This is a genomic window from Chitinophagaceae bacterium, assembly GCA_016713085.1.
Taxonomy (GTDB): domain Bacteria; phylum Bacteroidota; class Bacteroidia; order Chitinophagales; family Chitinophagaceae; genus Lacibacter.
Window position 1 is genome coordinate 562952 of record JADJPV010000001.1, and the last position, 13745, is coordinate 576696.

The following is a 13745-nucleotide window of genomic DNA, read 5'->3' on the forward strand; positions in this document are numbered from 1 at the left end:
TGAACTCTTAGCCCTTTATTCTTTTAATCGATTCTTCAAATTTTTCTACCGGTGCACACAGACTCACTCTTACATATCCATTCCCTGCATTTCCAAAAATGCCACCCGGTGTAATAAACACATTGCTTTTGTATAACACTTCATCACTTAATTCAAACCCTGTTTTATAAGCTGATGGAATTTTCGCCCAAACAAACATCCCTACCTGTTCTTTTGAATAAACACAGTTTAATAAATCAAGCAGTTCAAATACTTTCTCCCTGCGTTTCCTGTAAACAGCATTTACTGAATCGTACCAATCTTTTCCAAGCCCCAATGCTTTTGCTGCTGCCAGTTGAAGCGGCAGAAACATACCGCTATCCATATTACTTTTAAAACGAAGCACTTCATCAATCCGTTCTTTCGCACCACATAACATGCCTACTCTCCAGCCAGCCATGTTCTGACTTTTACTGAGTGAGTTTAATTCAAGTACACAATCCTTTGCTCCTTCCACATTTAATAAACTCATCGGGTGTTCATTCAAAATAAAACTGTAAGGATTATCATGAACAATCAAAATAGTATTCTTCTTTCCGAAAGCAACTAATTTCTGAAACAGTTCAACTGAAGGTAACTGCCCGGTTGGCATTTGCGGATAATTCACAAACATCAGCTTCACTTTCGTTAAGTCTGATTGTTCCAATGCTGCTAAATCAGGTTCCCAGTTATTTTCATCTGCTAAATCGTAGTTAATCGTTATACCACCTGCTAATTTCACCGCACTGCTGTAAGTTGGATAGCCGGGATTTGGAATCAGCACTTCATCACCTTCATTTAAATAAGTCATACAGATATGCATAATACCTTCCTTACTTCCAATCAATGGCAATATTTCTGTATCAGGATTTACTTCAACGCCATACCATGTTTTATACCAGTCACTCATGGCTTTACGTAATACCGCAGAACCTTTGTATGATTGATAAGCATGCACATTTGGTTTTGCACTTTCTTCCTGCAAAGTTTTAATCACATCAGGATGTGGTGGCAAATCAGGACTTCCAATACCAAGATTGATGATATTCTTTCCCTGCCTGTTCAGCTCATCAATTTCTCTCAGCTTCTGTGAGAAATAATATTCACCAATACCTTCCAATCGTTTTGATGTCTGTATCATATTAAACTGTCTTTCCGTTTTTATAGATGCCGTAAATTTTCAGTTCAACTGTTGAAGGTTTCATTTCTTCAATCACCTTATGAAACTGATCAATGGTTTCAAATTCCATATCAGCATGAAAGCTGTATTTGAAATCACTGCCGGGAATCGGGAAACTCTGCAGCTTACTTAAATTAATACCGCCTTCCGCAATCTTTGTCAGCACTCTTGCCAAACTTCCTTTTGAATGATCAGTTACAAAATTTACTGATGCTTTATTAGCATTCGGAATAACAGGCACTACTCCTTCTCTTTGCAAGATCAAAAACCTGGTATAATTATTCTTCATGGTTTGAATAGCCGGTGCAAGAATCTCCAGGTTGTATAATTCAGCAGCCAGTTTGCTGGCGATAGCAGCAATATGTTTGCTTTTGTGCTGGTAAATATGTTTGGCGCTTAAAGCCGTATCTTCTGTTTCAACCAGCTTCCATTTGTGTTTATCTAAAAAATCATAGCACTGCTGTAAAGCCATGGTATGCGAATGCACTTCTTTAATGTCTTCCAGTTTTACACCCGGGTTTACAATCAGGTTCTGCTTAATCTGCAGGTACACTTCACCAACAATCTTCAGGTTACTTTTCTGTAATAAATTATAATTAGGGAGAATACTGCCGGCAATAGAATTTTCAATCGCCATCACAGCTCCATCGCTTTCTTTTTTATTAGCGCCAATCTTTACCACTTCTCTGAAAGTGGCGCAGGGAATTACTTCTACCCCCTTTCCGAAGAATTGCCTGGCAGCTTCCTGGTGAAAACTGCCTTCATACCCCTGTATTGCAACAGCAAGCCCCCTCCGCCCCCTAAAGGGGGAACTGGCATCCACACTAGGCTCACTCTTAAAATTTGTTTCATTTTTTTCTGACATCATAATTTTTTTAGGCTCATGCCTTACTCCCCTTCAGGGGTTGGGGGCAAACAAAAATCCCGACCTTTTGGCCGGGATTCTTTATGTTGATTTAGTTTGTTCAGTTCTGTACAGTCAACAAAAGCATTCCCGGCTTCATTCTAAAATAAAAGAAGCTAAAATAAAACCAACGGAATCCTTTAAACTGTGTCATTGCAGGTCAAATATAAAATAGCGAAATGATAAAACAAGTGTTAGTATCAAAAAAAGTATAGAAATGAAAAAAGCCACTCTAAGAATAGAGCGGCCGTTAACGATTGCTTGCCATATGAAAATTTTTACTTCGGACCCCACTCAACACCCGGCAAGCAGGGATAATCACTCTTCACTTAAGTCCTTCGCTAAGATTATTTCTTAGTTGTGTCAACTGCAACTGTATCTTTCTTAGTTGTATCAACAACAGCAGGAGCTGCAGTATCAACAGCAGGAGCTACAGTAGTTGTGTCAGTTGCTTCAGTTTTTTCTGTTTCGTTGTTACATGCTACAAATCCGAGGATAGCGAGCGCTAATAAAACCTTTTTCATTCTTTTGATTTTTTAAAGTTTAAGATAATTATCAGGGATTAATACAGAAAGCAGAAAAAGGTAACCCCGTTTTTTTAAAAAAGTTTTTTAGCCGTTCTTTGGGTTACAATTTGCCCATTTTGGTATTAAAACACACAGAGATCGTGAAACCTGAGATTAACGAAGCAGAATTACTGGAAGGATTAGCCCGGAACGACAGAAAAGCGGTTGAAACACTGTACAAGCAGAATTACAGCATGGTTCAGACCTATATTCTGAATAACAGCGGAACAACGGATGATGCAAGAGATATTTTTCAGGAAGCGATGATCGTTCTTTTGAGAAGGCAAAGGAGGGTTCACTTGAGCTGAATTGTCAAATTAAAACCTACCTCTATTCAGTTTGCAGAAGGCTTTGGCTCAAACGGTTACAGCAATTGCAACGGTTTGGAGCACCAGTTGAAAGTCTGGAGGAGATTGTACCGGTTGAAGAGGAACTGGAAGCGCATGAACGGAGAAATGAGGCTTTTGGTGTGCTGGAAAAGGCAATGAACCATTTAGGAGAACCCTGCAAAAGTTTACTGGAGGCCTATTATATCCAGAAAAAGCAGATGCTGGATATCGCCAGTGATTTTGGATATACCAACGCCGACAATGCGAAGAACCAGAAGTACAAATGTTTAATGCGATTGAAAAAGATATTTTTTGCTCAATATAAAAAAGGGGACTGAGATGGATGATTTATTATTATTAGATGCGACTGAACGTTACCTGAAAGGGGAAATGAGTGCTGAAGAAAAAGCCCTGTTTGAACAATTAAGGCAAACAAAGCCTGAAATTGATCAACTGGTGGTTGAGCATTCTTTTTTCTTACAGGAACTGGAACGTTATGGCGGAGTGCGTGAAATGAAGCATTCTTTGCATGAGGTGCACAACCAATTGCTGCAGGATGGTGGTATAAAAGAAGAAAATCTTACAACAGGTGCTAAAGTGGTGAATATCTGGAAACGTTACAAACGTACCATTACTATTGCTGCTTCTATTGCAGGGATTACTGCCTTATCAATCAGCGGTATGACGCTTTTATTTACTCCAAAAGTAATGATAAAGCGATTACTGATCTTAGCGAAAGAAGTCAACAATCCTGGAAATCAAACAACGCCAGCAGGCTAGCCAATTGAATACAGTGATCAGCAAACTTGAACCGGGAGCAGTAATTAAAGAAAGCGGTTCTGCTTTTCTGGTTGATGGAAAAGGAGGCTACCTCGTTACTAATGCACACGTTGTAAAAAATGCGAAGGGTGCTATTGTTTTCAATAATAAAGGCGTTGAATTCAAAGCCATTATTGTAAAGATTGATCTGGAAAAGGATATTGCCATCCTGAAAATTCAGGATAAAGATTATAAATCAATGGGCACATTACCTTATGGCATCCGCAAATCTTCTACTGATATTGCTGAACCTATTTTTACATTAGGTTATCCCCGTAATGAAATTGTGTATGGCGAAGGTTACCTGAGTGCTAAAACTGGTTTTAATGGCGATACTCTCAGCTGCCAGATTGCAGTTGCTGCTAACCCAGGCAATAGTGGTGGACCGGTATTTAATCGTAAAGGTGAAATCATTGGTATCCTCAGTACAAAAGAAACACAGGCCGAAGGTGTTGTATTCGCTATCCAGTCAAAATATATTATACAGGCTGTAAATGATTTAAAGAAAGATGATACAACCATCCATGATCTGAAACTTCCATCCGCTCCTTCTGTAAAAGGAATGGACCAGGTACAGCAGGTAAAGAAATTACAGGATTATGTATTCATGGTAAAAGTTTATTAAGCGATTTTCTCTTCCCTTATATAAAACTAAAAACCCCGCAATTGCGGGGTTTTCTTTTATCAGTCGGTTTGGGTTCTTACCATTTGTCAACCTCTTCGCTGGCTAAACCATTATCATTGGTTTGCACTTCCAGCTGCCGGCGCTTCTTCAACCAGTCTTTCTTCTTCAATAACAGGAGCCTGAGTTTCCTGAACCTCTGCACTGCAACTGCTGCAGTTCCGTTTGAAGATGATTCTGATGCATATTCGCCATCACCACTTGAAGGAGCATCTTCATGATTAAACGCATCAAAATCAAAATCAGGCATCAGATCTGTTTTCACATAATCAACTGCTTCGCTCAGCCCTTTTATGAATTTGTTGAAGTCTTCCTTGTAAAGAAAAATTTTATGGCGATCATATCCTTCACCGGTAAAACGTTTACGGCTCTCCGTAATGGTGAGGTAATAGTCATTTCCACGTGTTGCCCTTACATCAAAGAAATAAGTTCTTCTCTTTCCTGCACGGATTCGTTTGCTGTAAATGCTCTCCATCCGTTTGTCATTATTTTCGTACGCCACAGTTTTTGGTTTTAGTTGTTCAAGTCTTTTTTAAACAGCGACAAAGATATAGTTCTTTTCGATTTGGCAAAATTTTCCGGAGAGCATTAAAAACAGAGAATTTCAGCAATTAAGAACGGGTTTCTTCCACCTGCTGGCGGTTATACAAATCGGCATATAAACCCTGCTTCTGCAACAGTTCTTCATGTGTTCCCTGCTCAGCAATATAACCGTCATCCATTACAATAATCCGGTCGAACTGAAGCAATGAAAAAATACGGTGAGTAATTACGATGGCTGTTTTATTCTGCAGGTAACCTGACAGGTGAGTAAGAATTTCCCGTTCGGTTCTTGCATCCACAGCATTTAAACAATCATCCAGGATAATCAATCCAGGATCTTTCACCAAAGCACGGGCAATGGAAATCCGTTGCTTCTGTCCGCCACTTAAAGTAACCCCTCTTTCTCCCACCATTGTTTGATAACCAGCAGGGAAAGATTGAATGTCTTTATGAACAGATGCAGAAGTTGCGGCCATCTGTATCCGGTCATCTGCTTCTGATACGGCACCAAAGGCAATATTATTGGCAATGGTATCGCTGAACAAAAATACTTCCTGCGGTATATAACTTACCTGACTTGGGTAGTGCTGCAGATTAAGTTGTGAAAGAACAACTCCATCAATTTTTATTTCGCCTTTTGTTGGATCATAAAATCGAAGTAACAATTGAGCAATGGTTGTTTTGCCCGAACCAGTTCTGCCAATCACTGCAATCTTTTCGCCTTTCTTAATCAGCAAACTGAATTGTTTCAATGCTTCAATTCCTGTATGCGGATATACAAAATTTACATTGCTGAATTCAATTGTACCCTGCAGCTGATGTTCAATTGGTTTTGCAGGTGGTTGTATGGTTGACTCTGTTAACAGAAATTCATTCAACCTTCTTTGTGATGCTGCTGCACGCTGAATGGTACTGGCCACCCATCCGATAGCACTTACAGGAAATGTAAGCATGGTGAGATACATGATAAAGGCTGCCATGTCACCAAAGTTGAGTTCACCTTTCATGTACTTTAATCCACCGATCAAGATCACTAATAATGTACTGATACCAATGATCAAACCCATGATGGGAAAATAAACAGCTTCGGTTTTATACAAACTCATGGCGCTGTTTCGGTACTGCTCGCTGTTTGAACGGAAAAAACGAAGCATTGCGTTTTCCTGTACAAAGGATTTAATTACCCGTATTCCTGAATATGCCTGTTGTGCGTTGGTAGTGAGATCGGACAATTTTGCCTGAACCTCTTCGCTTTTTTTATTGATGATATTATTGACAAAGTAAATAGTGATAGCTAAAATGGGTAATGGTGCCAGTACATAGAAAGAAAGTTCCGGATCTTTCTTCACCATGTAATAAACACTCAGCGATATTAATGCTATAAGGTTGATGAGATACATTACCGCCGGGCCCGTGTACATCCGCACACGGCTTACATCTTCTGCCATACGGTTCATTAAATCACCCGTTTCATGAATTTTATAAAAGTTGGTATCCAGCTTCAGGTAATGCTGAAACACTTCATTCTTCTGATCGTATTCAATATGCCGGCTCATAACAATAATTGTTTGCCGCATCAGGAACATGAAGAATCCACGCAAAATGGCAAACAGAAAGAGGACAATTCCAAACAATGCTACTATACCTGTAAATGAGAAAGAGAATGTTTCAATGTTCCTGATCACCCAGTTTACAAACCGGTCATTGTGTTCAATAATTTTTTCTTTTGCTCCGCCAGTTAAGTTTGTCTGAACCTTATCAATTATATACCCCGTAACCTGCGGTGCCAGTACGGCAAAGTAGTTGGAGATAAAAATAAAAAGGATACCCAGCAGCAAACGCCACCTGTACTTCCAGAAATATTTATTTAGATAGGAAAGATGCTTCATGCAGAAGCGAAGTTACAATTACCAAGCATGCTGCATGACCGCTCATCAAATGTCTGACGCCCCCGTCTGACATTTGATTTTATAAAACTTGTCTGACGGGGCATCAGACGATGATCAGGATTGTATATAACTCTTTAGCTGTTCGATTGTTTCCTTTTGCGACAGGATGGTTTCCGTAACCACATCTGTAATAGAGATGATACCGCACACCTGATCGTTCTCAAAAACCGGGAGATAACGGTTCGTTATTATCCATTACCATCACTGAACCGATATTTTTATCGGCCATTAACTGCAGTGCATTGATAACAGGCAATTCCGGCTCAACAGATATCACTGATTTTCCTTTACGCTGAAGAATATTTGAAACTTTTCTCATATACGGCAATTTAATTCTGCTTTAAGATAATAAAAAAAGATGTGCCGGATACATACACATCTTTTTTATTTACTCTTTTTATACAATCATCTTCCAAAATCATCCTGCAGGCGAACAATATCATCTTCATCAGAAGGATGTTCAGTATCGGTATGCTGCCATATTTCTGCAATTACACCCCAATCGTTTAAACCTACCAGTCGATGACGCTGTCCGGTGGCAAGTACAATGATGTCGCCCGGTTCAAATAAAGTTGGCTCAGTTTGATCATCATTTTCACTCATAACCACTCCCACTTCACCTTCCACCACACGCCAAATTTCTGCACGGCGATGATGATATTGCCATGACAACCGTTTACCCGGTTCAACCACCAGTATTTTAGGACTGAGTTTATTCCCAAGCATTAAGTCTTCCTTTTTATAAGTTGGGAAGTAGGTCTCAATAAAGAGGTCGGCCTGGTTTTCATCTAATACAAAAAAACCACCCCAGGGGCGGGAAAAATCTTTTGTGCTAATCTTAAAATGTTCACTGACTAATGAGTCTTCAATTCTTTGTTCCAGTTGTTCTTTATTCATTTGAATAGAATCTTTTAAAGGCGAAGTTCTTTATAAAAATAAAAACCCCCATGAAAGGGGTTTTATTAAAAAATAATTTACTTACCCGCCGTATGTATTTACGATTTTATTAGCTGATCCAAACACGGCAACTACTAAGATAATCCATAAAACAAGCCAGATAGCAGCACCTATCCATGCTGATTTTACCCGGTTATCATCTTTACCTTCTCTTGTTAAATAAGCGATCAATACTCCGATAAGTCCAAGTAAAAATCCAAGGAGTAACCAAAGGAAATTAATTCCACCTTCGGCTTTTTTTCCCATTTCAGCCATGTTAACATCCTGGCCTTTCTTTAATTGTTTTTTTACCTGCATCTGAGCCATTTTTAAAGAAACCTTCTGGCCAAATGTCATTTTAGTACCGGTCATTTCCTGTACTTTGGCGGGAGTTAAAGCAAGAAAAGTTTTTGCATCTAACTGACCGAATACATTTGCAGCAGAAGTTTTCCCGGCTTTTGCATTGTCAGTTGAGTTAGCAGGTACATAAATCATTCCTGCGTTGGAAGAAATGCTGAAGGCGACAGCAAGAAAAAAGATTGTAATCTTTCTCATAATAAACGTGTTTTTGGTTAATAATAAATCTAAAATAATGGAATCAAATCAAATAAGCAAATGACAATAGTCATTATTTTTTATTTTTTACTGTACATATAATCAATAAGTATAATAATCACCGTTGGCCAACGCTGCAAAAAGTGCAACATATAAAATAATGGTGAGTACTGCTGATATTCCAAAACCGATCCATGCAGATTTTACACGGTTATCGTCCGAGCCCTCTCTTGTAAGATAGGCAATCAAAACGCCAATAATTCCAAGGAAAAACCCGACAAGCAGCCAAAGGAAATTAATACCGCCTTCTGCTTTTTTCCCCATGTCGGCCATGTTTACTGCTTTTCCTTTTTTCAACTGCTTTTTAACTTCCAGCTGTGCCATTTTAAGTGATACCTTCTGACCCAAAGTCATTTTGGTTCCCGTCATTTCCTGCACTTTGGCCGGAGTTAATGAAAGAAAGGTTTTGGCATCTAACTGACCTAACATACTTGCAGCAGATATTTTACCGGCTTTGGCATTGTCTGTTGAATTGGCCGGCACATAAATCATACCTGCACTGGCTGACAGGCTGAAGAATAAAGTGACTAATAAAGTAGAGATTGTTCTCATAGCAGAATAATGTTTTGATGAGTGATGGAGCAAAATAAGGAAACTGAGGCAAAATTAACAATGACATAAATATGTGAGGCAAAAAAGCTGTTTGTCTGGCTGATTACTCCATCAACTGCATTTTTTGGGTAGATTTACAGTTCTGCATTCCTTCCCTTATCTTCGCAAAAATATCAACGCATGGAAAAGAAATCATCTGCACTCAACTGGATCTTATTTTTTGTTTCTGTAGCAGCTTTTGTAGTTCTTTATATCAGTCCTTACGCCAATTTTATTACGGTTACCTTACCTTTTATTGTGTATTACCTGGCAAAGGCACTGGATCTCATTTAAAAAGATTCTCACTAAGTTTTATATAAATAAACCCATCAAATTGATGGGTTTATTCGTTTGGTAAACATCAATCGATTTTGCAGAATCAATTCTTCAGTAATTCCTGGATTGAACGTTTCAGCCAAGGAACTGTTCCTGTTGCCAACCCGGTTGTATGGTAATAAATTTTACTCTCCTTATCCAGTACTTTGAGTGGGGTAAGACTTAACACCATTACCCTGTGCAAAGTAGCGGCCATCATCAATAATATGATAATCAAACGGAGTGGTTTTTAAAAAATCCTTCAGCTCAGAATAACTATCCAGTGCCACAGCAATAAATACCACTTCATCCTGATTGAACTCTTTAACCAGTTTATTTAATTGCGGTATTTCCGCTTTGCATGGAGCACAATTGATAAACCAGAAGTTAATAACAACTACTTTACCCTTCAGATCATTGAGACTGTATTTCCTCCCTTCCATATCCTTCAACTTAAATTTCTGAAATGTATTTCCGGTATTGAAAAAAAGGGGATTCTCTTGGCTTTGGTGCATTCTCTTCTCTGCGCTTAACCTCTTCCCTCGTCATTCGAATCATAACCATTCCCTCATTTGGATTTTTCGGATTAACCGGTTTCGACTTGTATAATCCTGTTCGAAGGAGACCTATCCAAATTGCATAGGGATATCTGTAACCGGTACTGTCAACCACAATTGCGTTTTCGTCAAGTTTAGATTTGACAGTTGTTTGGGCAGTTGCTGTGACAGCAAAGAATAAGATCAGGCTAAAAAAAATGAGGCGCATTTTTTAATAATGTTTTTCATTAAATAAGAAATGCAAGATAAAAATAAAACCCCGGCTTTATAGCCGGGGTTTAGTATGATAATTACCTTTTCTTATTTCACTTCTTCAAACTGCGCATCTTCCACATTATCACTTTTTGCATTGGCTTCAGTTGAAGCACCCGGTCCTGCATCAGCTCCCGGTTGAGGGCCTGCCTGCTCGGTTGCTTTATACATTTCTTCGCTTGCGGCTGTCCATGCTGTATTCATCTCCGTCATAGCTGCATCAATAGCTGCAACATCCTGTGACTTGTGTGCTTCTTTTAGTTTTTCCAGGGCTGCTTCAATCGGAGCTTTCTTTTCAGCAGAAATTTTTTCACCATATTCCTTCAGTTGCTTTTCTGTCTGGAAAATTAAACTGTCGGCCATGTTGATTTTTTCTATTTTTTCCTTCTCTGCTTTATCGGTTGCTTCATTTGCTTTCGCATCATTCTTCATCTTTTCAATCTCTTCCTTGGTTAAACCACTGCCCGCTTCAATACGAATCTTTTGTTCCTTCCCTGTGCCCTTGTCTTTTGCACTTACATGCAATAAACCGTTGGCATCAATATCGAATGTTACTTCAATTTGCGGAACACCACGTGGAGCCGGTGGAATACCATCGAGGTTAAAAATACCGAGGCTCTTATTGTCTTTCCCCATCGGACGCTCACCCTGTAGAATATGAATCTGTACACCAGGTTGATTATCGGATGCAGTACTGAATGTTTCTGATTTTTTAGAAGGAATGGTTGTGTTACTTGGAATCAACGTTGTCATTACACCACCTAAGGTTTCAATACCAAGACTGAGCGGAGTAACATCAAGCAACAACACATCTTTTACTTCACCGGTTAAAACGGCACCCTGTATAGCTGCACCCACGGCAACCACTTCATCAGGATTTACACTGCGGTTTGGTTTTTTACCAAAGAATTTTTCAACGATCTCCTGTACTTTAGGAATTCGTGAACTACCTCCCACCAAAATCACTTCATCAATATCAGAAGTAGACAAACCCGCATCTTTTAATGCCAGTTCACATGGTTTCAAACAACGCTCAAATAATTTATCAGCCAATGCTTCAAATTTTGCACGGGTGAGTTTAATTACCAGGTGTTTGGGTACACCATCCACTGCCGTTACATATGGCAAATTGATTTCTGTTTCGCTGGAAGATGATAATTCCACCTTAGCTTTTTCAGCCGCTTCTTTCAAACGCTGTAAAGCCATAGGATCTTTACGCAGATCAATTGCTTCCTGATTTTTGAATTCATCAGCCAGCCAGTCAATGATTACTTTATCAAAATCATCACCACCAAGGTGTGTATCACCGTTAGTTGACTTTACTTCAAATACACCATCGCCCAATTCAAGAACAGAAATATCAAACGTACCACCACCGAGGTCAAACACGGCGATCTTCTGATCCTTGTGTTTTTTATCAAGGCCATAAGCCAATGCTGCTGCGGTAGGTTCGTTTACGATACGGCGAACAATTAAACCGGCAATTTCACCGGCTTCCTTGGTAGCCTGACGCTGTGCATCATTAAAGTAAGCAGGCACGGTAATCACCGCTTCTGTTACTTCCTGGCCCAGGTAATCTTCGGCTGTTTTCTTCATTTTTTGCAGCACCATCGCAGAAATTTCCTGCGGCGTGTATAATCTGCCATCTATGTCAATACGAAGTGTATTATTGTCACCCTGCGCTACTTTATAGCTCCAGTGTTTTATTTCTTCACCCACTTCATCAAAGCGGCGGCCCATAAAACGTTTTACTGAACTGATAGTATTAACGGGGTTGGTAATTGCCTGGCGCTTTGCCGGATCACCTACTTTACGTTCACCATTTTTCAGAAAAGCCACGATTGATGGGGTTGTACGGCGTCCCTCATCGTTTGCTATCACAACAGGTTCAGCTCCTTCCATTACAGATACGCAGCTGTTTGTTGTTCCTAAGTCGATTCCTATAATTTTTCCCATGATAAAAATTTTTATTTTTAAGCCTGCCTGTCGGCAGACAGGTTCACTTGTACTACTCAATGATAGTGCCATGGGGAAAAGGGTGAAAAATTGGCAGAAAGCTGCTTTCATTTGGGATGAATTATGCGGGGATGTCGGAAAAAGCTGGTTGGTTTTTTAATTTGCTGTCAAAGCTGCTAAAACCGGGTGTATCAGGCTTCGGAATTACAAAACCGCTGACGGGGTTGAAACCGCCGTCAAGGTTTCAGCATACAGAATTATCTTTGTTTTATGCCAAAAACGATCAGCCAAAAACTCAAAATCAAAGATTGTTACAAAAATTCAAACAGACTTAACAAGAGATAAGGGCTGGGATAAATTACTGAAACATGGCGATCACCTTACCTGGATCAGTTTAATATCGTTTGATGAAACCTGGAGCACATTTGGCTTCCGGCCGAGAACAACAGCTGATCAGAAAAAAGAAGCAAAGCCTGCAGTAAGAGAAATTTTTAACTGGGTGAACCCAACAACCAAAGAAGTAAAACTGCCGGTTGATCTTTCTTCAGCTTTAAAGAAAAATAAAAAAGAAGCGGCATACTTTGAAACACTATCCTTTACTAATAAGAAAGAATACATTGAATGGATTGTTACTGCCAAACAGGAAAAGACAAGAGAGGAAAGAGTGAACGGAACCATTGAACGGCTGGGAAAACAATGGAAGAATCCGAGAAATCTCTGATGACCGCTCACCCTTTGGGTGAACAGACAACAGCATCCCTGTTTACCTGCAGGTATGCCCAACATTAATGCTGTAAGATATATTAGGGGTTCCAAAAATGGTTACCTGTATTTTTTCAATTTTACCGTTTTGATCAAACTGGTAAGTATAATCTTCCAAATCACTGTACTGTGATGACGATTTTAAAAGATTTTTATTGGGCTTCCCCAACCAGGGATAATAGAAATAACCATAATCTCCGTTGATTTTGGTATACATCCAATGTTTTGTTTCAAGATTACTGTGATAGGTAAAATTTCGAAAGTAGTTTACATAACCATACTCATTATAATAGGTCATAGATTTTACGTTGCCGTTTTCAATAACATACCCAATGCTGTCTTTTTTTACACTATTAAAATAATGAATAGATTTTACAAGGTACTTTTCTGAGTTGTACAGAAATACAGTGCTGTCAACATTGATTCCGTCTTTTATAATAGCATACTGTGCCAAAGAATCTGTCCCGATGGTATAAGTAGTGGTATGAGAGCCTTCTGTTTGTATAACCTGGCTATTGTTGTAACTGAAATTGATCTCATAGCTCACTGCTTTGATGCGGGTGGGAAGGCCTTGTGCGTTAAAACTGTAATTGGTACTTAGAGCTGTAGTATCTCCCTGCTGAGAAAGTTTTGAAATGACACAGTTATCGGGTGTTTTACTATCATCATTACTTTGCTTACTGCAGGCTGTTAAAAGGAAACAGCAAAAAAGGAAAATAGGGTTTGTGATTTTCATAACTGCATTTAAAAAAAACAAAAATAATACATTAA

14 protein-coding genes and 3 pseudogenes are annotated in these 13745 nt (G+C 39.2%); 5 read left to right on the forward strand and 12 right to left on the reverse strand.

The genetic code is table 11. The features are described 5' to 3' along the window. Positions 1-7: 7 nt before the first annotated feature. From IPK31_02755 to IPK31_02765, 3 genes are all read right to left on the reverse strand, one after another. Entirely contained in the window at positions 8-1159 is a 1152-nt protein-coding gene (locus IPK31_02755; GenBank protein MBK8086965.1) for an aminotransferase class I/II-fold pyridoxal phosphate-dependent enzyme, read from the reverse strand. Position 1160: 1 nt separating this feature from the next. Continuing rightward, positions 1161-2063, reverse strand: a complete 903-nt coding sequence (locus tag IPK31_02760; protein ID MBK8086966.1) for a prephenate dehydratase — start codon at positions 2061-2063, stop codon at positions 1161-1163. A gap of 386 nt (positions 2064-2449) precedes the next feature. After that, complete coding sequence (locus IPK31_02765) at positions 2450-2626, reverse strand: hypothetical protein (GenBank protein MBK8086967.1); 177 nt, start codon at positions 2624-2626, stop codon at positions 2450-2452. A gap of 143 nt (positions 2627-2769) precedes the next feature. Here IPK31_02765 and IPK31_02770 point away from each other — a divergent pair. From IPK31_02770 to IPK31_02780, 3 genes and pseudogenes are all read left to right on the forward strand, one after another. Further along, positions 2770-3335: pseudogene (locus IPK31_02770) on the forward strand (sigma-70 family RNA polymerase sigma factor). A 1-nt stretch (position 3336) separates the two neighbouring features. After that, a complete protein-coding gene (locus IPK31_02775; protein MBK8086968.1) occupies positions 3337-3777 on the forward strand; it encodes a hypothetical protein in 441 nt (146 codons plus the stop codon). 13 nt (positions 3778-3790) lie between these two features. Continuing rightward, on the forward strand, positions 3791-4441 hold the full coding sequence (locus IPK31_02780; protein ID MBK8086969.1) for a serine protease: 651 nt from the start codon (positions 3791-3793) through the stop codon (positions 4439-4441). A gap of 268 nt (positions 4442-4709) precedes the next feature. On the opposite strand, the pseudogene IPK31_02785 reads toward IPK31_02780, so the two are convergent. The 6 genes and pseudogenes from IPK31_02785 to IPK31_02810 form a co-directional block, all read right to left on the reverse strand. Continuing rightward, positions 4710-5000 (reverse strand): annotated as a pseudogene (locus tag IPK31_02785) (DUF3276 family protein). A 109-nt stretch (positions 5001-5109) separates the two neighbouring features. Further along, positions 5110-6930 (reverse strand): ABC transporter ATP-binding protein, encoded by a 1821-nt coding sequence (locus tag IPK31_02790; protein MBK8086970.1) that lies wholly within the window; start codon positions 6928-6930, stop codon positions 5110-5112. Positions 6931-7044: 114 nt separating this feature from the next. Continuing rightward, a pseudogene (locus IPK31_02795) lies at positions 7045-7309 on the reverse strand (CBS domain-containing protein). An 86-nt stretch (positions 7310-7395) separates the two neighbouring features. Further along, complete coding sequence (locus IPK31_02800) at positions 7396-7887, reverse strand: cupin domain-containing protein (protein MBK8086971.1); 492 nt, start codon at positions 7885-7887, stop codon at positions 7396-7398. Positions 7888-7968: 81 nt separating this feature from the next. Next, positions 7969-8481, reverse strand: a complete 513-nt coding sequence (locus IPK31_02805) for a hypothetical protein (protein MBK8086972.1) — start codon at positions 8479-8481, stop codon at positions 7969-7971. A gap of 102 nt (positions 8482-8583) precedes the next feature. Further along, positions 8584-9093, reverse strand: coding sequence for a hypothetical protein (locus IPK31_02810; protein MBK8086973.1), 510 nt, complete (start codon positions 9091-9093; stop codon positions 8584-8586). Between the two features lie 180 nt (positions 9094-9273). On the opposite strand from IPK31_02810, the gene IPK31_02815 reads away from it, so the two are divergent. Beyond that, the gene (locus IPK31_02815; GenBank protein MBK8086974.1) at positions 9274-9426 is read left to right on the forward strand and encodes a hypothetical protein; all 153 of its coding nucleotides are present in this window, start codon (positions 9274-9276) and stop codon (positions 9424-9426) included. Between the two features lie 176 nt (positions 9427-9602). On the opposite strand, the gene IPK31_02820 is transcribed toward IPK31_02815, so the two are convergent. Together IPK31_02820 and dnaK are read right to left on the reverse strand one after the other, a co-directional pair. Beyond that, positions 9603-9890 (reverse strand): TlpA family protein disulfide reductase, encoded by a 288-nt coding sequence (locus IPK31_02820; protein ID MBK8086975.1) that lies wholly within the window; start codon positions 9888-9890, stop codon positions 9603-9605. A gap of 414 nt (positions 9891-10304) precedes the next feature. Beyond that, positions 10305-12212, reverse strand: coding sequence for a molecular chaperone DnaK (dnaK, locus tag IPK31_02825; protein MBK8086976.1), 1908 nt, complete (start codon positions 12210-12212; stop codon positions 10305-10307). A 499-nt stretch (positions 12213-12711) separates the two neighbouring features. Between dnaK and IPK31_02830 the strand changes: the two genes are divergently transcribed. Next, positions 12712-12933, forward strand: coding sequence for a YdeI/OmpD-associated family protein (locus IPK31_02830; GenBank protein ID MBK8086977.1), 222 nt, complete (start codon positions 12712-12714; stop codon positions 12931-12933). A 42-nt stretch (positions 12934-12975) separates the two neighbouring features. On the opposite strand, the gene IPK31_02835 is transcribed toward IPK31_02830, so the two are convergent. After that, positions 12976-13710 carry a hypothetical protein gene (locus IPK31_02835; GenBank protein MBK8086978.1) on the reverse strand — a complete coding sequence of 245 codons (735 nt, stop codon included), beginning with the start codon at positions 13708-13710 and terminating at the stop codon, positions 12976-12978. Between the last annotated feature and the right edge of the window lie 35 nt (positions 13711-13745).

Excerpts from the sequence above, each read along its gene's own strand:
- IPK31_02800 (MBK8086971.1), bottom strand. The coding sequence starts at position 7,887 with ATGAATAAAGAACAACTGGAACAAAGAATTGAAGACTCATTAGTCAGT.
- IPK31_02815 (MBK8086974.1), top strand. The coding sequence starts at position 9,274 with ATGGAAAAGAAATCATCTGCACTCAACTGGATCTTATTTTTTGTTTCT.
- dnaK (MBK8086976.1), bottom strand. The coding sequence starts at position 12,212 with ATGGGAAAAATTATAGGAATCGACTTAGGAACAACAAACAGCTGCGTA.
- IPK31_02765 (MBK8086967.1), bottom strand. The coding sequence starts at position 2,626 with ATGAAAAAGGTTTTATTAGCGCTCGCTATCCTCGGATTTGTAGCATGT.
- IPK31_02755 (MBK8086965.1), bottom strand. The coding sequence starts at position 1,159 with ATGATACAGACATCAAAACGATTGGAAGGTATTGGTGAATATTATTTC.
- IPK31_02835 (MBK8086978.1), bottom strand. The coding sequence starts at position 13,710 with ATGAAAATCACAAACCCTATTTTCCTTTTTTGCTGTTTCCTTTTAACA.
- IPK31_02775 (MBK8086968.1), top strand. The coding sequence starts at position 3,337 with ATGGATGATTTATTATTATTAGATGCGACTGAACGTTACCTGAAAGGG.
- IPK31_02805 (MBK8086972.1), bottom strand. The coding sequence starts at position 8,481 with ATGAGAAAGATTACAATCTTTTTTCTTGCTGTCGCCTTCAGCATTTCT.
- IPK31_02810 (MBK8086973.1), bottom strand. The coding sequence starts at position 9,093 with ATGAGAACAATCTCTACTTTATTAGTCACTTTATTCTTCAGCCTGTCA.
- IPK31_02790 (MBK8086970.1), bottom strand. The coding sequence starts at position 6,930 with ATGAAGCATCTTTCCTATCTAAATAAATATTTCTGGAAGTACAGGTGG.
- IPK31_02820 (MBK8086975.1), bottom strand. The coding sequence starts at position 9,890 with ATGGAAGGGAGGAAATACAGTCTCAATGATCTGAAGGGTAAAGTAGTT.
- IPK31_02760 (MBK8086966.1), bottom strand. The coding sequence starts at position 2,063 with ATGTCAGAAAAAAATGAAACAAATTTTAAGAGTGAGCCTAGTGTGGAT.